This is a genomic window from Streptomyces monashensis (genome assembly GCF_001866665.1).
GTDB lineage: Bacteria > Actinomycetota > Actinomycetes > Streptomycetales > Streptomycetaceae > Streptomyces > Streptomyces monashensis.
Map to the genome: position 1 here is coordinate 56,011 of NZ_MLYO01000032.1, position 21,066 is coordinate 77,076.

Annotated in this window: 17 protein-coding genes; 2 read left to right on the forward strand and 15 right to left on the reverse strand. The window is 72.2% G+C overall.

Annotation, left to right across the window (positions count from 1 at the left end; translation table 11 throughout):
• Nucleotides 1-23 precede the first annotated feature (23 nt).
• The 13 genes from BIV23_RS19200 to BIV23_RS19255 form a co-directional block, all read right to left on the reverse strand.
• The gene (locus BIV23_RS19200) at nt 24-1,058 is read right to left on the reverse strand and encodes an isopenicillin N synthase family dioxygenase (protein WP_071382122.1); all 1,035 of its coding nucleotides are present in this window, start codon (nt 1,056-1,058) and stop codon (nt 24-26) included.
• Between the two features lie 233 nt (nt 1,059-1,291).
• Nucleotides 1,292-1,894: a TetR/AcrR family transcriptional regulator gene (locus BIV23_RS19205; RefSeq protein WP_071382123.1), complete on the reverse strand. Its 603-nt coding sequence runs from the start codon at nt 1,892-1,894 to the stop codon at nt 1,292-1,294.
• Between the two features lie 4 nt (nt 1,895-1,898).
• On the reverse strand, nt 1,899-2,636 hold the full coding sequence (locus BIV23_RS19210; protein WP_071382124.1) for an enoyl-CoA hydratase family protein: 738 nt from the start codon (nt 2,634-2,636) through the stop codon (nt 1,899-1,901).
• A 9-nt stretch (nt 2,637-2,645) separates the two neighbouring features.
• Nucleotides 2,646-4,214, reverse strand: coding sequence for a 4-coumarate--CoA ligase family protein (locus BIV23_RS19215; protein WP_071382125.1), 1,569 nt, complete (start codon nt 4,212-4,214; stop codon nt 2,646-2,648).
• A 40-nt stretch (nt 4,215-4,254) separates the two neighbouring features.
• Entirely contained in the window at nt 4,255-5,415 is a 1,161-nt protein-coding gene (locus BIV23_RS19220; RefSeq protein ID WP_071382126.1) for an acyl-CoA dehydrogenase family protein, read from the reverse strand.
• A gap of 54 nt (nt 5,416-5,469) precedes the next feature.
• On the reverse strand, nt 5,470-7,329 hold the full coding sequence (locus tag BIV23_RS19225) for an acetyl/propionyl/methylcrotonyl-CoA carboxylase subunit alpha (RefSeq protein ID WP_071382127.1): 1,860 nt from the start codon (nt 7,327-7,329) through the stop codon (nt 5,470-5,472).
• Nucleotides 7,330-7,337: 8 nt separating this feature from the next.
• A complete protein-coding gene (locus BIV23_RS19230) occupies nt 7,338-8,936 on the reverse strand; it encodes an acyl-CoA carboxylase subunit beta (RefSeq protein ID WP_071382128.1) in 1,599 nt (532 codons plus the stop codon).
• Nucleotides 8,933-10,618 carry an acyclic terpene utilization AtuA family protein gene (locus BIV23_RS19235; protein ID WP_071382129.1) on the reverse strand — a complete coding sequence of 562 codons (1,686 nt, stop codon included), beginning with the start codon at nt 10,616-10,618 and terminating at the stop codon, nt 8,933-8,935. Before BIV23_RS19235 ends, BIV23_RS19230 begins: the two co-directional genes overlap by 4 nt.
• Nucleotides 10,615-11,409 carry a TIGR03084 family metal-binding protein gene (locus BIV23_RS19240; RefSeq protein ID WP_071382130.1) on the reverse strand — a complete coding sequence of 265 codons (795 nt, stop codon included), beginning with the start codon at nt 11,407-11,409 and terminating at the stop codon, nt 10,615-10,617. The genes BIV23_RS19235 and BIV23_RS19240 overlap by 4 nt, the downstream gene beginning before the upstream one ends.
• Nucleotides 11,410-11,674: 265 nt before the next feature.
• Nucleotides 11,675-12,637, reverse strand: coding sequence for an EamA family transporter (locus tag BIV23_RS19245; protein ID WP_071382131.1), 963 nt, complete (start codon nt 12,635-12,637; stop codon nt 11,675-11,677).
• An 86-nt stretch (nt 12,638-12,723) separates the two neighbouring features.
• A complete protein-coding gene (locus tag BIV23_RS19250; RefSeq protein WP_079173243.1) occupies nt 12,724-14,712 on the reverse strand; it encodes an ABC transporter ATP-binding protein in 1,989 nt (662 codons plus the stop codon).
• A 128-nt stretch (nt 14,713-14,840) separates the two neighbouring features.
• Complete coding sequence (locus tag BIV23_RS53240) at nt 14,841-14,975, reverse strand: hypothetical protein (protein WP_281250160.1); 135 nt, start codon at nt 14,973-14,975, stop codon at nt 14,841-14,843.
• A gap of 190 nt (nt 14,976-15,165) precedes the next feature.
• Entirely contained in the window at nt 15,166-18,051 is a 2,886-nt protein-coding gene (locus BIV23_RS19255; RefSeq protein WP_071382132.1) for an FAD-binding and (Fe-S)-binding domain-containing protein, read from the reverse strand.
• A 165-nt stretch (nt 18,052-18,216) separates the two neighbouring features.
• Here BIV23_RS19255 and serC point away from each other — a divergent pair, with 165 nt between their 5' ends.
• Nucleotides 18,217-19,335 carry a phosphoserine transaminase gene (gene serC / locus BIV23_RS19260; RefSeq protein ID WP_071382133.1) on the forward strand — a complete coding sequence of 373 codons (1,119 nt, stop codon included), beginning with the start codon at nt 18,217-18,219 and terminating at the stop codon, nt 19,333-19,335.
• A 75-nt stretch (nt 19,336-19,410) separates the two neighbouring features.
• Here serC and BIV23_RS19265 read toward each other — a convergent pair whose 3' ends face one another.
• Together BIV23_RS19265 and BIV23_RS19270 are read right to left on the reverse strand one after the other, a co-directional pair.
• Nucleotides 19,411-19,590: a DUF397 domain-containing protein gene (locus BIV23_RS19265; protein ID WP_071382134.1), complete on the reverse strand. Its 180-nt coding sequence runs from the start codon at nt 19,588-19,590 to the stop codon at nt 19,411-19,413.
• Entirely contained in the window at nt 19,587-20,453 is an 867-nt protein-coding gene (locus BIV23_RS19270; RefSeq protein WP_071382135.1) for a helix-turn-helix domain-containing protein, read from the reverse strand. The genes BIV23_RS19265 and BIV23_RS19270 overlap by 4 nt, the downstream gene beginning before the upstream one ends.
• A 177-nt stretch (nt 20,454-20,630) precedes the next feature.
• On the opposite strand from BIV23_RS19270, the gene BIV23_RS19275 reads away from it, so the two are divergent.
• Complete coding sequence (locus BIV23_RS19275; RefSeq protein WP_071382136.1) at nt 20,631-21,056, forward strand: ATP-binding protein; 426 nt, start codon at nt 20,631-20,633, stop codon at nt 21,054-21,056.
• Nucleotides 21,057-21,066: the final 10 nt, after the last annotated feature.

The window sequence follows — 21,066 nt, forward strand, 5'->3', positions numbered from 1 at the left end:
CGCCCCCGTGCCCCTCAGGGCGTTCACGCCGCCGGTGTCAGCAGCTTCCCGTGATGCCGCTCCGCCACCAGCGGGTGTGCCCTCAGCTTGCCCTTGAGCTCGTTGTAGCCGTACTCGGCGTACAGCGGGTTCGAGGGGTCGGTCGTGATGCCGGGGGCCGTCGCCGCGTGCGGGAAGGGCAGCGGCTGGATCCTCGCGTCCAGGCGGGGGTTGTAGAAGAACGGGACCGAGAAGCGTTCGGTCGCTCCGGGCGGGCTGACCACGCGGTGGTTGGTGGCCACCAGGTAGCCGTTGGTGGCCACTTCCAGCAGTTCGCCGAGGTTGACCACGAACGCGCCCTCGACGGGCGGGACGTCGTGGAAAAGGCCGTCCTCGCGCTGGACCTGGAGTCCGCCGACCGTGTCCTGCAGGAGCAGGGTCAGGAAGCCGTAGTCCTTGTGGGCTCCGACGCCCTGGTCGGTGCCGTCGCCCGCGCTGCCGGGGTAGCGGACGAGCTTGAGGTGCGGGTGGGCGTGCTCGCCGAAGGCCGGGGCGTAGAAGTCGGCCCGGGCGCCGATCGCCGTCAGCAGTTCGGCGAGGAGGCGCTCCGCGACCGCGCTCAGCCTGTCGATCCACGTCAGGGCGGCGCTGCGCAGCTCGGGCAGGGCGGCGGGCCACTGGTTGGGGCCCTGGAGCCACCAGTACGGCGGCTCGTCCGGGCCCGGGACGCGGGCGGGGCGTTCGGCGCCGATGTCGAGCTGGTCGCGCCAGTCGCGGGCACCCGCGGTGCGCTCGTCGCCGGTGCGGGTGTAGCCGCGGAAATGCGGGGAGTTGACGTTGTCGAGGGCGAGCCGGTCGGCCTCGGGGAGGGCGAAGAAGGCGCGCATGGCGGTGAGCAGCGCGTCGGTCTCGGCCCGGGTCACGCCGTGTCCGACGAGCTGGAAGAAGCCGACGTCGTGCGCGGCGCTGTGCAGTTGGGCGTGGAGCAGGGCCCGGGCCTGGGAGCCGCGGTCGGCGGCCGACAGGTCGATGATCGGGAGCTGTTCGTACGACGGGTTCGTCGCGGTGTGCGAGGTCATGGGTGCGTCCACAGGGGTGTGTGGGCCACGGGCAGGCCGCCGAGGGTAGGGCGGCGCCCAGGATGCCGTAAGAAGGAGGAGAAGAAAGGGGCTGAATCAGGCCGAAAGGCGACAGCCCATGCTCGTGACGCGCACGAAGTCCACGTGGCGACGGCGAACGAGCATCGGAAGCATGCGGCAAGAGTACTGCGCCGCACGGGATACGGATGTGGCCTGCTTCACTCCTCGCCGGCTCAGGCGAGCGCGCGTTCCAGCAGGTCGGCCCACTGGGCGACGACCCGGTCGCGGCGGGCGGTGTCGTCGGTCAGGAGGTTGGCGAGGCCGAGGCCGCGGGCCATGTCCAAAAAGCCCTGGACGGTCTCCCGGACGCCGGGGCGCCGCTCGTCGGCGCCGAGCAGTTCGACGGCGATGCGGTGGGTCTCGCGGCCGACGCGGGCCTCCAGCTCGGTCACGCGCGCGCGGAGCTGGTCCTCGTTGGAGGCGGCGACCCACAGGTGCAGGGCGGCGCGGAAGAGGGGGCCGGTGCAGAGGCCGACGATCGCCGCGACGACGGCCCGGCGGTCGTCGGCGGCGCCGCCCGGGAAGAGCTCGCGCAGCGCGGTGGAGCGCTCCTCGGCGACGTACTCGACGGCCGCCGTGAACAGGTCCTCGCGGGTCGGGAAGTGGTGCTGGGCGGCGCCCCGGGAGACACCGGCGTGTTCGGCGACGACGGAGACGGTGGACCCCGCCCAGCCGTGTTCGGCCAGGCAGGCCACGGCGGCCTCCAGGAGCCGCTGCCGGGTGGCCCGGCTGCGGTCCTGTTTGGGCGCGCGGTCGCGTTCCGCCGTCGTGCTCATCCGGTCACACCACCCATGCCGCGTCCCGCTTCTGAAGGAAGGCCGTCATCCCCTCCCGGGCCGGGCCGGAGGCGAACAGCCGGGCCGAGAGCGCGGTCAGCTCCGCCGCGTCCCGGTCGAATGTCTCCAGCACCCTAGCTGTGAGCAGCCGTTTCGTCTCGGCCAGGGCCTCGGGCGAGGAGCGGCGCAGGCCGTCGAGGATCGGGGCCAGGGCCGCGTCCACGTCCTCGTCCGCCGCGGTGAGCAGGCCCAGGCGGACGGCCTCGGCCGGATCGAAGCGCTCGCCGGTGAGGTAGTAGCGGGCCAGGGCGCGGGGGTCGGTGCGCGGGATCACCGGCAGGGAGATCACCGCGGGGGCGACCCCGATGCGGACCTCGGTGAAGGCGAAGGTGGCCGTGGCGGACGCGGCGGCGAGGTCGCAGGCGGCGAGCAGGCCGAGGCCGCCCGCGCGGACGTGTCCGGTGACCCGGGCGACGACCGGTCTGGGCAGCTCCACGATCTGCCGGAGCAGGCCGACGAGGGCGTCCGGTTCGGGCGGGTCGCGCAGGTCGGCGCCCGCGCTGAAGGTGTTGCCGCTGTGGGTGAGGACGACGGCGCGTACGTCCGCGTCCCCGGCGCAGTCGGCCAGCGCGCTCGCCAGGGCGCGGACGAGGGAGGCGGAGAGCGCGTTGCGGGTGCCGGTGGCGTCGAGGCTGAGGGTCTCGACGCCACGCGTGCGCGTGCGGCCGATCGGTGTGCTCACGCGTGCTCCCTAGAGTGCCCGCAGCTCGCGGCGCAGGATCTTGCCGGAGGCCGCGCGCGGGACGGTGTCGATGAAGGTGATCCGGCGGACGCGTTTGTAGGGCGCGACCCGTTCGGCGACGTACAGCATGATCTCGTTCTCCGTCAGGTCCTCGGCGGCGCCGGCCCGGCGGACCACGAAGGCGTGCGGGACCTCGTTGCCGTCCGCGTTGTAGGACCCGACGACGGCGGCGTCGGCGATGCCGGGGTGGGTGAGCAGCAGCGCCTCCAGCTCGGCGGGGGCGACCTGGAAGCCCTTGTACTTGATGAGTTCCTTCACCCGGTCCACGACGTACAGCCAGCCGTCCGCGTCGACGTGCCCGACGTCTCCGGTGTGCAGCCAGCCGTCGGCGTCGATCATCGCGGTGGTGGCGTCGGGGCGGCCGAGGTAGCCCTTCATCACCTGCGGGCCGCGGATCAGGATCTCGCCCGGCTCGCCGGCGGCGAGGTCCTTGCCGGGGTCGTCCAGGGAGACGATCCGCATCTCGGTGCCGGCGACGAGGCGGCCGACCGTGCCGGCGGGGGCGTCGTGCAGGCGGGCGAGGGGGACGACGTGGGTGCCCGGGGACAGTTCCGTCATGCCGTAGGCCTGGCCGATCGGGGGCAGGCCGAGCCGCTGCGCGCACGCGCGCGCGAGGTGCGCGTCCAGCGGGGCGGCGGCGCTGATGACGTACTTCAGCGAGGACAGGTCGTAGTCGGCGACCGCCGGGTGCTTGGCGAGGGCGAGGACGATCGGCGGGGCCACGTACAGGCCGGTGATGCGGTGGTTCTGGATGGCCGCGAGGAAGGTCCCCAGCTCGAAGCGGGGCAGGACGACGACCGTGGCGCCCTGGCGCAGCGGCGCGTTCATCAGGGCGGTGAGGCCGTAGATGTGGAAGAACGGCAGGACGGCGAGGATGCGGTCGCCGGGGGCGGCCGGGACGGCGGGCTCCAGCTGGGCGAGGTTGGTGGCGATCTGCCGGTGGGTGAGCATGACGCCCTTGGGGACGCCGGTGGTGCCGGAGGAGTACGGCAGGGCCGCGATGTCCTCGGCCGGGTCGAGGGCGGGCTGCGGCTCGGGGGCGGTGGTCGCGAGCATGCCGGTCAGGGAGCGGTGTCCGCTCGCGCTGTCGCAGACGAATATCTCCCGTACACCGCCCGCGAGTTCGGCGGCCCGGCGGGCCGTGCCGAGCAGCGGTGAGACGGTGACGATCCAGCGGGCGGCGCTGTCGCGGAGCTGTTTGGCGAACTCCTCGGGCGTGGCGAGCGGGTGCACCGTGGTGACGGAGGCACCCGCGCGCGTGGCCGCGTAGAAGGCGGTCGGGAAGGCGATCGTGTTGGGGCTGTGCAGGGCGAGGACGTCGCCCTTGCGCACACCGGCGTCGGCGAGCCCGGCGGCGACGCGCCGGTGGAACCGGTCCACCTGCTCGTACGTGAGCGTGGTGCCGTCCGTGCCGTCGATCAGCGCGGGCAGGTCGCCGAACTCGGCAGCCCGGCCCAGGACGGCCTCGTGGATCGGGAGTTCTACGGGCGGAACGTCTGCGTACTCGCTGCGGAACACGGTTCCTCCAGGCGGAAGCGGCGGCTCGGTGCGGCTCGGCTCAGTACGACTTGGGCAGGCCGAGCGTCTGGTGGGAGACGTAGTTGAGAATCATCTCCCGGCTCACCGGCGCGATACGAGCCACGCGCGCGGCCGTTATCAGCGAGGCGAGGCCGAACTCGCGCGTGAGGCCGTTGCCGCCGAGCGTGTGCACGGCCTGGTCGACGGCCTTCACGCAGGCCTCCCCGGCCGCGTACTTCGCCATGTTGGCGGCCTCGCCCGCGCCCGTGTCGTCACCGGCGTCGTAGAGGTGTGCCGCCTTCTGCATCATCAGCCGGGCCAGCTCCAGGTCGATGTGCGCCTGGGCCAGGGGGTGCGCGATGGCCTGGTGGGCGCCGATGGGGGCCTTCCAGACGGTGCGGTCGCGCGCGTACTCGACGGCCTTGGCGAGCGCGTACCGGCCCATGCCGATCGCGAACGCGGCGGTCATGATCCGTTCCGGGTTCAGCCCGGCGAACAGCTGGAGCAGGCCGGCGTCCTCGTCACCGACGAGCGCGTCCGCGGGCAGCCGTACGTCGTCCAGGACCAGCTCGAACTGCTTCTCCGCCGCGTTCAGTTCCATGTCGATGGGGCGCTTGTCGAAGCCTTCGGCGTCCGTCGGGACGATGAACAGGCAGGGCTTGAGGCGACCGGTGCGGGCGTCCTCGGTACGGCCGACGATCAGGACGGCGTCGGCGATGTCGACACCGGAGATGAAGACCTTGCGGCCGCTGAGCAGCCAGTCGGCGCCGTCCTTGCGCGCGGTCGTCGTGATGCGGTGGGAGTTGGAGCCGGCGTCGGGCTCGGTGATGCCGAAGGCCATGAGCCGGGTGCCGTCGGCGATGCCGGGGAGCCACTGCCGCTTCTGCGCCTCGGTGCCGAAACGGGAGATGACCGTGCCGCAGATGGCGGGCGAGACGACGAGCATGAGCAGCGGCGAGCCGGCGGCGCCCAGTTCCTCGAGCACGATGGAGAGTTCGGTGATGCCGCCGCCTCCGCCGCCGTGTGCCTCCGGCAGGTTGACGCCGAGGTAGCCGAGCTTTCCCGCCTCGCTCCAGAGCTCGGTGGGAGGTTTGCCTTCGGCGATGGTGCGGGTGAGGTAGTCGCGGCCGTAGCGGTTGCCCAGGGCGGACACCGCGGACCGCAGGGCCTTGTGTTCTTCGGATTCGATGTGGGTGGTCATGCGAGTCCTCCGAGTGCGGCTTGTGTGTGGTTGCTCGCGCGGTTCCCCGCGCTCCTAGGCTTGGCTGCTCTCGACGACCGCCAGGAGCGTCCCCATCTCCACCTGCTGTCCGGTCCTGACCGGGAGGGCCGTCAGCGTGCCCGCCGCCGGTGCCGCGATCCGGTGCTGCATCTTCATCGCCTCCAGCCAGATCAGCGGCCGGCCCGCCTCGACGGGCGCCCCCTCCTCCAGTCCCTCGGCGATGCGGACGACCGTGCCCGGCATCGGGGCGAGCAGGGAGCCCGGGGCCCGCTGGGCGGTGGGGGCGGGGAAGCGGGGCAGGGCGGTGAGACGGATGTCGTTGACATGGACCTGGTCGCCGTACGCGGAGACCTCGAACCGGCGCCGTACGCCGTCGGCTTCGAGGACGACCACGCGCGCGTCCGCGTGCACGACGCGCACGCCGTCCGCCGTGAGTCCCTCACGCGTGTGCGTGTAGCGGACCTCGCACACCTTCCCCGCCCTCTCGTACCGCTTGACCTGCGGCTGCGAGGGCAGGTTGCGCCAGCCGCCGAAGCGGGAGCGGGCAGGTGCGCAGGCGTCGGCCAGGGCGGCGGCCAGCGGGGCGTACGGGTCCGGGACAGGTGAGGTGAGAGCGGCGAGGTGGCGGTCGTAGAAGCCGGTGTCCATGCGGGCCGCCGCGAACTCCTCGTGGCGCAGGGAGCGCACCAGCAGGTCCCGGTTGGTGGCGGGGCCGTGGACCACCGCGCTCTCCAGGGCGCCCGCGAGCCTGCGGAGCGCCTCCGCGCGCGTGGGGGCGTGGGCGACGACCTTGGCGAGCATCGGGTCGTAGTGCACGCCGATGGCGTCACCGTCGGTGTACCCGGTGTCGAGACGGACCCCGGCCGGTACGGCCAGCCGGTGCAGGGTGCCGGTCTGCGGGGCCCAGTCGCGGGCGGGGTCCTCGGCGTACAGGCGGGCCTCGATCGCGTGCCCACGCGCGCGTGGCGGCTCTTTCGCCAGCGCGTGGCCCTCGGCGATGCGGAGCTGTTCGGCGACGAGGTCGAGCCCGAACACCTCCTCCGTGACGGGGTGTTCGACCTGGAGGCGGGTGTTCATCTCCAGGAAGTGCGCGCGGCCGTCGGCGACGAGGAACTCGACGGTGCCCGCACCCACGTAGTCGACGGCGCGCGCGGCCCGCACGGCCAACGCGTACAGCTCCTCCGTGAGTCCCTCGGCGAGTCCGGGCGCCGGGGCCTCCTCGATCACCTTCTGGTGACGGCGCTGGAGGGAGCAGTCGCGGGTGCCGAGCGGCCAGACGGTGCCATGGGCGTCGGCGAGGATCTGCACCTCGACATGGCGGCCGTGCTCAAGATACGGCTCCACGAAGACCTCGCCGTCGCCGAAGGCGCTCGCGGCCTCGGCGTGCGCGGCCTCCAGTGCGGTGCTCAGCTCCTCCGGGCGGCGCACGATCCGCATCCCGCGCCCGCCCCCGCCGGCGGCCGCCTTCACCAGCACCGGCAGATCCGCCGCAGTGACCTCGGCCGCGTCGAGCGGCGTGATCCCCATCAGCTCCTTGGCACGGGTCTTGGACGCCATGGCCTCGATGGCCTCGGGGGACGGGCCGATCCAGGTCAGGCCGGCACCCTGGACCGCGCGCGCGAAGTCGGCGTTCTCGGAGAGGAAGCCGTAACCGGGGTGCACGGCGTCCGCGCCGGCGGCCAGCGCGGCCTTCACGAGCAGGTCGCCGCGCAGATAGGTGTCGGCGGGGGCCGACCCCGGCAGTCGTACGGCCGTGTCGGCCACGCGCGCGTGGAGCGCGTTCTCGTCGGCGTCCGCGTGCACGGCGACCGTCCGGATCCCCAACTCACCACAGGTACGGAAGATCCGGCAGGCGATCTCGCCCCGGTTGGCGACGAGCAGTGTCGAAATCACGGAATCCCTCACATCCGGAAGACGCCGAAGCCGCCACGCGCGCCCTCGTAGGGCGCGGTGTGGATCGCGGACAGGCACAGGCCGAGGACGGTGCGGGTGTCGCGCGGGTCGATGACGCCGTCGTCGTACAGCCGCCCGGACAGGAACATCGGCAGCGACTCGGACTCGATCTGCTGCTCCACCATCGCGCGCAGCGCGGCGTCCGCGTCCTCGTCGTACGGCGCTCCCTTGGCCGCCGCCGACTGCCGGGCGACGATCGACAGCACGCCGGCGAGCTGCTGCGGGCCCATGACGGCCGACTTGGCGCCGGGCCAGGCGAACAGGAAGCGCGGGTCGTAGGCGCGCCCGCACATGCCGTAGTGCCCGGCGCCGTACGACGCGCCCATGAGGACCGACAGGTGCGGGACCCGGCTGTTGCTGACGGCGTTGATCATCATGGCGCCGTGCTTGATGATCCCGCCCTGTTCGTACTCCTTGCCGACCATGTAGCCGGTGGTGTTGTGCAGGAAGAGCAGCGGGATGTCGCGCTGGTTGGCGAGCTGGATGAACTGGGCGGCCTTCTGCGACTCCGCGCTGAACAGGACCCCCTGGGCGTTGGCGAGGATGCCGACCGGATAGCCGTGCAGGGACGCCCAGCCGGTGGTGAGGCTCGTGCCGTAGAGGGGTTTGAACTCGTCGAAGTCGGAGGCGTCCACGATCCGGGCGATGACCTCGCGCGGGTCGAAGGGGATCTTCAGATCCGCGGGGACGATGCCCAGCAGCTCCTCCGGGTCGTACCTGGGCGGCTCGGCAGGTGCCGGATCCGGGTAGGCCTTGCGGTGGTTCAGCCGGGCGACGACCCGCCGCGCCTGCCGCAGCGCGTCCGGCTCGTCGACGGCGAAGTAGTCGGCGAGGCCCGACACGCGCGCGTGCATCTCCGCGCCGCCCAGGGACTCGTCGTCGCTCTCCTCGCCGGTGGCCATCTTCACCAGCGGCGGCCCGCCGAGGAAGACCTTCGCCCGCTCCTTGACCATGATCACGTGGTCGGACATGCCGGGGACGTACGCGCCGCCGGCCGTCGAGTTGCCGAAGACGACGGCGACGGTCGGGATGCCGGCGGCGGACAGGCGCGTGAGGTCGCGGAAGATGGCGCCGCCGGGAATGAAGATCTCCTTCTGCGACGGCAGATCCGCACCGCCCGACTCCACCAGGCTGATGCAGGGCAGCCGGTTGGCGAGCGCGATGTCGTTGGCGCGCAGGGCCTTCCTCAGGCTCCACGGGTTGCTCGCGCCGCCGCGCACGGTCGGGTCGTTGGCCGTGATCAGGCACTCCACGCCCTCGACCACCCCGATCCCGGTCACGAGCGCGGCGCCGACCGTGTAGTCGCTGCCCCAGGCGGCGAGCGGCGACAGCTCCAGGAACGGTGTGTCCGGGTCGAGCAGCAGCTCGATGCGCTCCCGGGCGAGCAGCTTGCCCCGCTTCCGGTGCCGCTGGACGTACTTCTCGCCGCCGCCCGCGAGCGCCTTGGCGTGCTCGGAGTCGAGTTCGGCGAGCTTTTCGAGCATGGCCTCGCGGTGCGTGCGGTGGTCGGGGCTGCCCGGGTCGAGGGCCGAGGTCAGGGTGGTCACAGCAGCATCTCCGGGATGTCCAGATGACGGGAGCGCAGCCATTCGCCGAGGGCCTTGGCCTGCGGGTCGAAGCGGTGCCGGGCGGCGACGCCGGCGCCGAGGATGCCCTCGACGACGAAGTTGACCGCGCGGAGGTTCGGCAGCGGATGCCGGGTGACGGGCAGGTCCCGGCTCTCGGGGACGAGCAGGCGGAACCTTTCGACGGTCAGCTCGTGCGCGAGCCACCGCCACGCCTCGTCGCTGCGGGCCCACACCCCCACGTTGGCGTTCCCGCCCTTGTCCCCGCTGCGGGCGCCGACGACCAGCCCGAGGGGCGCGCGCCGGGTCGGCCCCGGCGGCAGGGGCTCGGGCAGAGGCGGCTCGGGTACGTCGTCCAGCGGCCGGGTCTCCTGGGGAGACGCCACAGAGACATGGCGTCCGTCAGAGAGGACGGCCACATGGTCGACGGCACCATGGGGGACGTACACATCCTCGAAGACCCCATAGGGCGAGGCCTTTTCCGGTGGTGAGAGCACATGGAAGCCGGGGTAGCTGGCCAGTGCCAGCTCTACGGCGGCCCCGCCCAGCGCCCGCCCGACGACCCGCTCGTCCGCGTCCCGTACGACGAGCCGCAGCAGGGCGCTGGCGGTCTCCTCGGTGTCCGCGTCGCCCCGGTCGGTCCGCACCAGCTCCCAACGGACGTCGTCGGGCCGCGACTTGGCGAGCGCGTCGCCGAGCTGCTCCCGCACCAGCGCGGCCTTGGCCTCGATGTCGAGCCCGGTGAGGACGAAGACGACCTCGTTGCGGAAGCCCCCGAGCCGGTTGAGCCCGACTTTGAGGTCCGGCGGCGGCGCCTCCCCGCGCACCCCCTCGATCCGCACCCGGTCCGCCCCGTCCGGGCTCAGCCGTACGGTGTCCAGCCGGGCGGTGACGTCGGGCCCGGCGTACCGCGCGCCGCCGGTCTCGTACAGCAGCTGCGCGGTGACCGTGCCGACGTCGACGAACCCGCCGGTGCCGGGGTGTTTGGTGATGACACTGCTGCCGTCGGCGTGGATCTCGGCGAGCGGGAACCCGGGCCGGCGGACGTCGCCCTCCCGGAAGAAGGCGTAGTTCCCGCCGGTGGCCTGCGTCCCGCACTCCAGCACGTGCCCGGCGACGACGGCGCCCGCGAGCCGGTCGTACTCCTCGGGCCGCCAGCCGAAGTGCGCGGCGGCGGGCCCGGTGACCAGGGCCGCGTCCGTCACCCGCCCGGTGACGACGATGTCCGCACCGGCTTGCAGGCATGCGGCGATGCCGAAGCCGCCGAGGTAGGCGTGGGCGGCGAGGGTGCCGGGGTGGGCGGCGGTGAGATCCCCGCCCTCGACGTGCGCGACGGTGACCGGGATGCCGAGCCGGTCCGCCAACTCCCGTATGGCGGCGGCCAGTCCGGCCGGATCGAGTCCTCCGGCGTTGGTGACGACCTTCACCCCGCGCTCGTGGGCGAGCCCGAGGCAGTCCTCCAGCTGGCGCGGGAAGGTGCGGGCGTATCCGGCGCAGGGGTCCTTCAGCCGGTCGCGGGCGAGGATCAGCATGGTGAGTTCGGCGAGGTAGTCGCCGGTGAGGACGTCGAGTTCACCGCCGGTGAGCATCTCGCGCAGGGCGCTCGCGCGGTCGCCGTAGAAGCCGGAGAAGTTGCCGATGCGCAGGGGGTGCGGGGTGCTCACCGCTCGGCCCCCTTCGGCGGACGGCCGGTGCCGGGCGGGCCGGCGAAGGCCTGGGCGATGTCGAGCCAGCGGTCGGCGTCCGGGCCCGCGGCACTCAGGGCGAGGTCGGCCCGGTGGGCGCGCTGGGTGACCAGGAGGCAGAAGTCGAGGGCGGGGCCGGTGACGCGCTGGGGGGCGTCTTCGGGGCCGTACGTCCACAACGCGCCGTCCGCGGCGGTCAGTTCCACCCGGAACTCCTCGGCGGGCGGGGTCAGTCCATGGACGGTGTGGGCGAAGTCGCGGGTACGGACCCCGAGCCGGGCCACATGCTTGAGCCGCTCGGTGGGTGGGCGCACCACACCCAGCGCCTCGGCGATGTCCAGACCGTGGGCCCAGGTCTCCATAAGGCGCGCGGTGGCCATGGAGGCGGCGGACATGGGCGGGCCGTACCAGGGGAACCGGGCGCCGGGCGGGGCTCCGCGCAGGGCCCGGTCGAGAGCGGTACGCCCTTCACGCCAGGCCGACAGCAGCTCGTCGGGCGTGAGCCGGGCGCCCTCCTCCGCGCCCTCGTCCACGAAGGAGTCGGGGGCGGCGAGGGCCTTCTCGACCAGCGCGTGGAAGGCGTCCGGGTCGGTCACGGCGAGCAGGGCCGAGCGGTCGGTCCAGTACAGGTGGGCGATCTGGTGGGCGACGGTCCAGCCGGGGGCGGGCGTGCGCAGCGCCCATCGCTCCGGCCCCAACTCGCGTACCAGTCGGTCCAGTTCATCGCTTTCGGCACACAGGTCGTCGATGACGGGCGTCGGGTCGGCCATGGGGGGAGCATGACAGCGAGGGCAGAAACAATCAAGCATGCTTGCATGAATCTGCTTTCCGCAGGCCGCCCGGGAGAGTCGGCGGCCCTGACCGCTCGGGCGATGGAGAAGCGCCGTAGCCGGTCAAGGACTGAAGCGACCGATCAGCCCGCGACCGGAAGCAGCCGGGGGCCGGAATGCGCCACATGGACATGGCCGCGGGCCCGGGTGGCGAAACCCGGCACCTCGTCCCGTTCGCGCGGACGCCTGCGACAAGGCCGCGACGTCACGCCTCCGGCACCGGCTCCACCCGGGCCCTGCCGCGGCCCACCTGGGTGCGGACCGCGCCGATGCTGGCGGCGATGACCAGGGCGATGGCGGCCGCCTCCGTCCAGGACAGGGACTGACCCAGGACGAGGAAGCCCGCCGTTGCCGCGATGGCCGGTTCCAGGCTCATCAGGATGGCGAAGGTGGAGGCGGGCAGGCGGCGCAGGGCCAGGAGTTCGAGGGTGTAGGGGAGGACCGAGGAGAGCAGGGCCACGGCCGAGCCGAGGGCGACGGTGGTGGGGTTCAGCAGGCGGGTGCCTGCCGCGGTGATGCCCAGAGGCAGGAAGAGGAGTGCCGCCACCGCCATGGCCAGGGCCAGGCCGTCCGCCCGGGGGAAGCGGCGGCCCGTGCGGGCACTGAAGAGTATGTAGACCGCCCACATGGCGCCTGCGCCCAGGGCGAATCCGACACCTGTGGGGTCCAGATCGCTGAATCCTCCGCCGCCCAGCAGGAACACGCCGAGCAGCGCCAGGCCCGCCCACACCGCGTTGATCGCGCGACGGGAGGCCAGGACGGACAGGGCGAGCGGGCCGAGGACTTCGAGGGTGACCGCAGGACCCAGCGGGATGCGGGCGACCGCCTCGTAGAAGAGCCCGTTCATCGCGGCCATGGCGATACCGAACGCGGCCACCGTGCCCCAGTCGGCGCGCGAGTGGCCGCGCAGCCGGGGGCGGCAGACCACGAGGAGGACGATCGCCGCCGCGAGGAGCCGGAGGGCGACGACACCCGGCGCGCCGGCGCGGGGCATCAGGGTCACGGCGAGCGCCCCGCCGAACTGGACCGAGATGCCCCCGGCCAGCACCAGCCCGACCGGGCCGAGTGAGCCGGGCGAGCCGAAGCGGCGCGGGGCGCCGGGCGGGGCGGCCGGGGTCGCGGCCGACGTGGCGGTGCGGGAGGTGCTGGCGCTGGATGCGGCGGTCACGGGCTGTCCTGGACTTGATCGAGTACGTCTATCGCGATGTACTAACAAGTTCAGGGTAATGGACTTCGACAGGAGCGTGAACCCCTTTAGTAGCTGTCCCGCATCGTGGGATCCGGCATCCCGTTCGCTCTCTCCTCGTCCCGGAACAGCGGTCGGCCGTCGGCCAGGGACATCGCTGCGTGGTGTCCGTACGCGTACGGTCCCTGGTTCGGCTGCGCCTGGGGCCGGCCGCCCTGGGGGTCCGGCCGGTGGTCCTCCCACAGCGGCATGCGCAGTTCGCCCGTGTCCATGACCGCGTTGTTCTGCGAGCGGTGCAGCCGGGCGTACGCGCCGCCCCTGGCCAGGAGCTCGTCGTGGTGGCCGGTCTCGACGATACGGCCGCGGTCCACCACGAGGATGCGGTCGGCGTCGGGGGCCAGGTTGAGATCGTGGGTGATCATGATCGTCGTGCGGCCCGCCATCAGGCGGCGAAGAGGCTTCACGACGCGGCGGGCGGCCATCGCGTCCAGGCCCGTCGTCGGCTCGTCCAGGACCAGGACCGGGGCGTCGCGCAGGATCGCGCGGGCGATGGCCAGGCGCTGGAGCTGGCCGCCGGACAGGCGGGCCGAGTTGGGGTCGACCGTGGTGTCGTAGCCGTCGGGAAGGCGGACGATGAACTCGTGGGCGTCGGCCGCCCTCGCCGCCTCCTCGATGGCCTGCTCACTGGCGCCGGGGCGGCCGCAGGCGATGTTGGCGCGGACCGTGTCGTGCAGGACGAGGGTCTCCTGCGGCAGCAGGGTGACGTACGCGCGCAGGCGGGCCAGCGGGAAGTCGCGCAGCGGTACGCCGTCCAGCAGGACCTCGCCGGCGTCGGGGTCGTAGAAGCGGAGCAGGAGCTTGGCGACCGTTGACTTTCCGGCGCCGCTCGGGCCGGTGACGATCACCAGCTCGCCGGGGCTGACCGTGAAGGAGAGGTCTTCGAGGGCGGTCTTCCCGGCGCCCGGGTAGGAGAAGGTGGCCCGGCGGACCTCGACCGTGCCGTCCGGGCGGCCGGTCTCCGTGCCGCGTGGGGGGTCGGTGACCGAGGGGCGGACGTCGAGGATCTCGATGAGGCGCTCGGCGCCCGCCGTGGCGGCCGTGACCGTGAGGCCGAGCTGGGCGAGGCCGCGCACGGGCGGGTACAGGTAGCCGAGGAACGCGGCGAAGGCGAGCAGCTGGCCGAGGGTCATGCGGCCGGTGGAGATCTCCCAGGCGCCGATGCCGATCACCGCGAGCACACAGACCGTCTCGATGACCTGGACGAGCTGTTCGTAGGCCTCGTTCAGGCGGGTGGAGCGGACCGAGGCGCGGAACCAGGCGTTCGCCTCCTCGCCCAGCCTGCGGCGTTCGGCGTCGCGGCGATCGTAGGCCTGGGTGAGCACGATGTTGCCGAGGGACTCCTCGACCACGGAGGTGATCGCGCCGTCGGCGACCCGGCCCGCGCGCGAGACGTCCTTGATGGAACCGGAGAAGCGGCGCGCGGCCAGCCAGAACAGGGGCGCGAGCACGAAGGTGGCGGCGGCCAGGTCCCAGCGCAGCCAGAACGCGGCGGCGGCGTAGAAGAGGGCGGAGAAGGCGGCCGAGGCGGCACCGACCAGGCCGGACACGACCAGCGTCTCGATCGCCTCGACGTCGCTGGTCAGCCGGGAGAGCAGATCGCCCTGGCGGTGGCGCTGGAAGAAGTGCGGGGGCAGCTGCTGGACATGGTCGAAGACGTGCTCGCGCAGCCGCATCACGAAGCGCTCGGTGGCCCACGCGGCCAGGGAGTTGCCGGCGTACGCGACGAACGCGCCGACGACGGCGACGCCCAGCCACGTCAGGGCCGGCGCCCAGAACGCGGCCGGCGACCCCTTCTCCAGGGCGTGGTCGGTGAGATCGCCGAACAGCAGGACGGCCTCGGTCTCGGCGAGAGCGGCGATCACCGTGCACACCCAGACGACGAGCAGCCACTTTCTGAGGCCCCGGGTCAGCGGCCAGAAACGGCGGAATGCCGCTCGGGCGGGAATCGCGGGGGTCCCGTACCCGTCGTCCTCGAATTCTTCGCCTTCGTCGATCATCCGACCCCCTTCCGGATCACTTTCCCGGAATTGCTTCCGGAATTTCTTCCACGGCTCCGGAGATTCCGGAATGAACAAGGAAAGGGGGCCGACGGTGCACCATCGACCCCTTTCGGATCAGCTCGGGGTTACTTGTCCTGGCCGGGGAAGGGCTTGGGCAGCGGCTTCGGCTGGTGCTTCCGCGGCTTCGGCTTCGGGTGCGGCGGCGGGGGAAGCTGCTTCTTGGGCTTGGGGGGCAGCGGGACAAGCTTGTTGAAGCCCATTTCCTACTCCTAGTTCTTCGCAGTTCTTGTCGTTTTCGAGAATTCCGCGTCCGGCTCCCGACACCGAAGAACTTACACGCCACCGCAGACCCTGAACGGCAAAGTTGGCAAAGGGGCGCTGTGAAAACCTTGGCGGTTCCTGAGAGAGTCACCCGAACCTGGGAGTTCTCTTATGAACCTGAGTACTTCCCTATGAGCCGGCCCTCGGCTCCGCCGGATCCAGCGCCTGTGCCAGTACCTCCGCCAGGTGTCTGCCTCTCACCCCGGCCAGTTGCGCCAGCTGGGTGCGGCAGGAGTAGCCGTCGGCCAGGACGAGCGCCTCCTCGGGCGCGCCGCGCAGCGAGGGCAGGAGCTGGTCCTCTGCGCAGGCCTTCGACACCTCGAAGTGGCCTTTCTCGAAGCCGAAGTTGCCCGCGAGGCCGCAGCAGCCGCCGCTCAGTACGCCGGTGAGTCCCGCGGCCTCACGCAGCCGGCGGTCGGGGCTGTCGCCGAGGACCGCGTGCTGGTGGCAGTGGGTCTGGCCGGCGACCGGGCGGTCCACCGCCGGCGGCGTCCAGTGCGGGGCATGCCGTTCCAGCGCCTCGGCGAAGGTGAGGACCGCCGCGGACAGCTCGGCCGCCCTCGGGTCGTCGGGCAGCAGCTCGGGCAGGTCGGTGCGCAGGGCCGCCGCGCAGCTCGGCTCCAGGACGACGACCGGGACGCGCGCTCGCAGCACCGGCTCCATCAGGTCCAGCGTGCGGCGCAACACCGCCCGGGCACGGTCGAGTTGGCCGGTGGAGACGTACGTCAGGCCGCAGCAGACGCGGGCCCGACGAGCGGTGAGGAGCGCGGCGGCCGATCTGCTGCGCCCCGTGCCGAGCGCTGCCGCGCGCGGCAGCAGGGTCGGCGGCAGGGTCACCCGCAGCCCGGCGGCCTCCAGCACCCGGACGGCGGCCCGGCCCACGGACGGGGACAGGTGCTCCGTGAAGGTGTCCGGCCACAGCACGACCAGCTTGCCCGCGGGCCCGGACGCGGGAGCCGCCCGCCGCGTGCGCCACCAGCCGGTGAACGTCCGTGGCGCCAGCCGGGGGATGTCCCGCTCCGCCGCGATCCCGCCCAGGCGTTTGCCGACGGCGGCGAACGGCCGTAGCGAGGCCAGCACGTTGAGCAGCGGGGCCGTGCGCGTGCGGGCCGCCCAGCGCAGCCACTCGGGCAGCCGGCCCATGCTGTGGTGGGCCGCGGGTCGGCGCCGGCCGGCGTAGTGGTGGTGCAGGAACTCGGCCTTGTAGGTGGCCATGTCGACGCCGACCGGGCAGTCCGAGCGGCAGCCCTTGCAGGACAGGCACAGGTCGAGGGCGTCGCGGACCTCCGGGGACCGCCAGCCGTCGGTGACGAGTTCGCCCGCCAGCATCTCGTGCAGCAGCCGGGCCCGGCCGCGCGTGGAGTGCTCCTCCTCGCCGGTCGCCCGGAAGGACGGGCACATCACCGCCGGGCCGGACGCCGTGGCCGTACGGCACTTGGCCACGCCCACGCAGCGGCGGACGGCCGCGCGGAAGTCACCGCCGTCGGCCGGATAGCCGAACTCCACGTCGACGGGCCGCCCCGGCAGCACCGAGAAGCGGAGGTTGGTGTCCAGCGGCGCGGGGCGGACCAGCATGCCGGGGTTGAGCAGGTCGTCGGGGTCCCAGAGCGCCTTGGCCCGCTCGAAGAGCCGGACCGTCTCGGCGCCGTACATGCGGGGCAGCAGCTCAGCGCGGGCCTGTCCGTCGCCGTGCTCCCCGGACAGCGAGCCGCCGTGCTCCACCACCAGGCCGGCCAGTTCCTCGGAGAAGCGGCGGAAGCGGCCGACGCCGGCCTCGGTGAGCAGGTCGAAGTCGATGCGGACGTGGATGCAGCCGTCGCCGAAGTGGCCGTACGGCGTGCCGCGCAGTCCGTGCGCGGACAGCAGCGCGCGGAAGTCGCGCAGGTAGGCGCCGAGCCGGGCGGGCGGCACCGCGCAGTCCTCCCAGCCGGGCCAGGCCTCGGAGCCGTCGGGCAGGCGGGTCGCCGTGCCGCTCGCGTCCTCGCGGATGCGCCACAGGGCCCGCTGGGCACCGGCGTCCGTCACCACCAGGGCGTCGACCACGTCGGCCGCGCGGACGATCTCCTCCGCACGCGCGCGTGCCTCGCCCGCCGACTCGCCGCCGGTCTCCACGAACAGCCAGGCCCCGCCCTTCGGCAGCCCGGCCGCCGAGCGGACCAGGTCGGCCGCCATGCCCTCCACCGTCAGCGGGGCGAGCGGCAGGAGTCCGGCCGCGGCCTCGGCCGCCGCGCTCTCGTCGCCGTATCCCAGCACGGCGAGCGCACGCGCGCGCGGCGCCCGCACCAGCCGTACGACCGCCTCGGTCAGGATGCCGAGCGTGCCCTCGGAGCCGCAGAAGGAGCGGGCGACGTCGGCGCCCTTCTCCGGCAGCAAGGCGTCCAGTGCGTACCCCGAGATGCGGCGCGGCAGGTCGGGGAAGCCGGTGCGCAGCCGGGCCAGCTCGCCCGCCGCCAGCTCCCGCAGCCCGTCCGGCGCTCCGGCCCAGTCCCGCCCCGGCCGGAGCCGCTGCCCGCGGGCGGTGACGACGGACAGCTCGCGCACGCTGTCCGCGGTGGTCCCCCAGGCGACGGAGTGGGAGCCGCACGAGTTGTTGCCGATCATTCCGCCGAGGGTGCATCTGCTGTGCGTGGAGGGGTCCGGGCCGAAGCGCAGGCCGTGCGGGGCGGCGGCCTCCTGGAGCCGGTCGAGGACGAGACCGGGCTGGACGACGGCCGTACGCCCGTCCGGATCCAGGTCCAGCAGGCGGTTCATGTGCCGCGTGAAGTCCAGCACCACGCCCGCGCCCGTCGCCTGCCCGGCGATCGACGTACCCCCGCCGCGCGCCACCACCGGCACCCCGCGCGCCCGGCACACCGCCAGCACGGCGGCCACGTCGTCGGCGTCTCTCGGGGCCACGACGCCGAGCGGGACCCGTCGGTAGTTGGACGCGTCCATCGTGACCAGCGCCCGGGAGGTGACGTCGAAGCCCACCTCTCCCCGGACGGCCCTGCGCAGCGCCTCGGCGAGATCTGTCATGCGTCCAGGATGCATCCGATCACGCACAGTCACCGAGAGTTTTCCACAGCCACACCCCAATCGTCGTACCGTCGTACTGATTCACGAGTCCCGCCGCCGGACGATCTTGTCTCATCGGACGGACATGGTTCCGCCCGGTTTCGCCCACCGGATACCCTCCGACTCGTGGCCGACATCCAGATTCCCGCTGACATCAAGCCCGCCGACGGACGATTCGGCGCGGGCCCCTCCAAGGTGCGCACCGAGGCGCTGGACGCCCTCGCCGCGACCGGTTCGTCCCTGCTGGGCACCTCCCACCGCCAGGCGCCCGTCAAGAACCTGGTCGGCAAGGTCCGCGAAGGCATCTCCGAGCTGTTCTCCCTGCCCGACGGCTACGAGGTGGTTCTCGGCAACGGCGGCTCGACCGCCTTCTGGGACATCGCCACCCACGGCCTGATCGAGAACAAGTCGCAGCACCTCAACTTCGGCGAGTTCTCCTCCAAGTTCGCCAAGGCCGCCAAGCTGGCGCCCTGGCTGGCCGAGCCCACCGTCATCGCCACCGAGCCCGGCACCCACCCCGAGCCGCAGGCCGAGGCGGGCGTCGACGTCTACGCCTTCACGCACAACGAGACCTCCACCGGTGTCGCCATGCCGATCAGGCGCGTGGCCGGTGCCGACGACGGCGCGCTCGTCCTCGTGGACGCCACCTCCGGCGCCGGCGGCCTCCCGGTCGACGTGTCCGAGACCGACGTCTACTACTTCGCCCCGCAGAAGTCCTTCGCCTCCGACGGCGGCCTGTGGATCGGCGTCTTCTCCCCGGCCGCGATCGAACGCGCGGAGCGGGTTCACGCGAGCGGCCGTCATGTGCCCGAGTTCTTCTCCCTGCCGACCGCGATCGACAACTCGCGCAAGAACCAGACGTACAACACCCCGGCCCTCGCCACGCTCTTCCTGCTCAACGAGCAGCTGGAGTGGCTCAACGGCCAGGGCGGCCTCGCCTTCTCCACCGGCCGCACGAAGGACTCCTCCACCCGCCTCTACACCTGGGCGGAAGAGTCCAAGTACGCCGCTCCCTTCGTCACCGACCCGGCCAAGCGCTCGCAGGTCATCGGCACCATCGACTTCGCCGACGAGATCGACGCCGCCGCCGTCGCCAAGGTCCTGCGCGCCAACGGCATCGTCGACACCGAGCCCTACCGCAAGCTCGGCCGCAACCAGCTCCGCATCGCCATGTTCCCGGCGATCGACCCGGCGGACGTCGAGGCCCTGACCAAGTGCGTCGACTTCGTGATCGAGAAGCTCTGACCTCTCGGCAGACTGCACGCCGAACGGCGCCCGGTGAACACCGGGCGCCGTTCGCACGTGCCCGCGGGCCGCTGTCTACGCGAACTGCTGGAGGAACGCCTGCCAGCTGTCGCGGGAGACGGTGAGGAGGGGGCCGTTGTGGTGCTTGCTGTCGCGGACGGCTCGGCCGTTGTCGGTGGTGTCGGCGACCTCTACGCAGTTCCCCTCCGGCTGGGAGTACGACGACTTCCGGAAGGGGCCTATAACCTCGGTCACGATGCGTCTTCCCTCAAGCTTCGCAGAACACCCCGGATGAGCTTCGCGCTCGCGTCCGGCGCCAGTGCTGACGAGCGTAGCTGGTCGTACATATTGGCGTAAGCGGTGAGGTCTTCGGAGCCTTCGAGGATCGACGTCCCCCTCAGGTTCTCCAGCGTCACCGCTTCGACCGCCGGCTCGGAATCGAAGCTGAAGGCGGAGAAGTCTGACGTCACGGCTCCCAGTACGCCCGCGCTGAACGGCAGCACCTGCACGGTGACGTTCTTCCGTTTGCCGACCTCAAGGATCGCGGCAAGCTGCTCCCGATGGACCGCGACGTCCACCAATGGGTGCGCGACGACCGATTCCCAGAGGATGGTGGAGTACGTCGCGCCGCCTTCCTCGATCTTCGCCTGCCGACTCTCGCGCACCTTCACCAACTGGGCGATCCGCTCGGGGGCGATGTAGTGGGGATTCCCCCGGGCAACCGCCTCTGCGTACGCCGGAGTTTGCAGGAGCCCGGGAACGAGTACCGGCTGCCACTCCCGGATGTAGGTCGCGTCGTCCTCAAGGGCGATGTAGTCGAGATGATCTGGCCGCAGGTGTGCGGCATGCTCCAACCACCAGCCACGGCGCTTCGAATGACGAGCCAAGTCCTCCAGTTTCTGGCGGACTTCGGAGTCATGCACGCCATAGGCATCCAGCAGAGCCCGGACTTCGAGTGGGCGAGCGGACACGTGACCGGTCTCGATGCGACTGACCCTGGTCTGGTGGGCCGCTATCACTTCGGCGGCCTGGAGCTGGTCCATCCCCGCCGCCAGTCGGTACGTCTTGAGCGCCGCGCCAAGTCGCCTGCTGCGCACGGTCGGTCGTCCCACGGGCATCCCTGTCCCCCTCTCGCTGTCGCAGCCAAACTGTAGAGCATGCCGAGATCGAACATATATCTAGCAGCATCTATGCACCTCTACCAATTGCTATCTGCTCATCTTCACCTCTAGCTTATGGACACACGCTGCTTGCAGATCCGCATCTTGGCGAAACGTCAGGAGGTATGGCACCCCATGCCCGCAACCAAGACCTTCCGCATCCCCAAGCGCAGACGACACGTGCCCACCGCCCGCCAACGCATCCGCAAGGCCCTCGCCGACTGGGGCATCACCGGCGAACTCGCCGACGCCGTCACCCTGTCGGCGAACGAACTCGTCACCAACGCCGTGAGCCACTGCCGGACGACCTACGCAGGCGTCGAGGTCACGCTCACTGTCGACGGACCGGAGTTACTGCTGGAGGTCTCGGACCCTGACAGGGACCGGCTCCCCCGCCCCCACGACTCCGGCCCGGACGAGGAATGCGGTCGCGGACTCGCGCTCGTGGCAGCGCTGGCCGACGCGTGGGGGCATCGGCAGGAGCCGTACAGGAAGTGCGTGTGGGCCCGGTTCGCGCTCGCGGGGCGGCCAAAGGGGGCGTATGTTCCGGCAGGTTCATGACGCGCTCGCC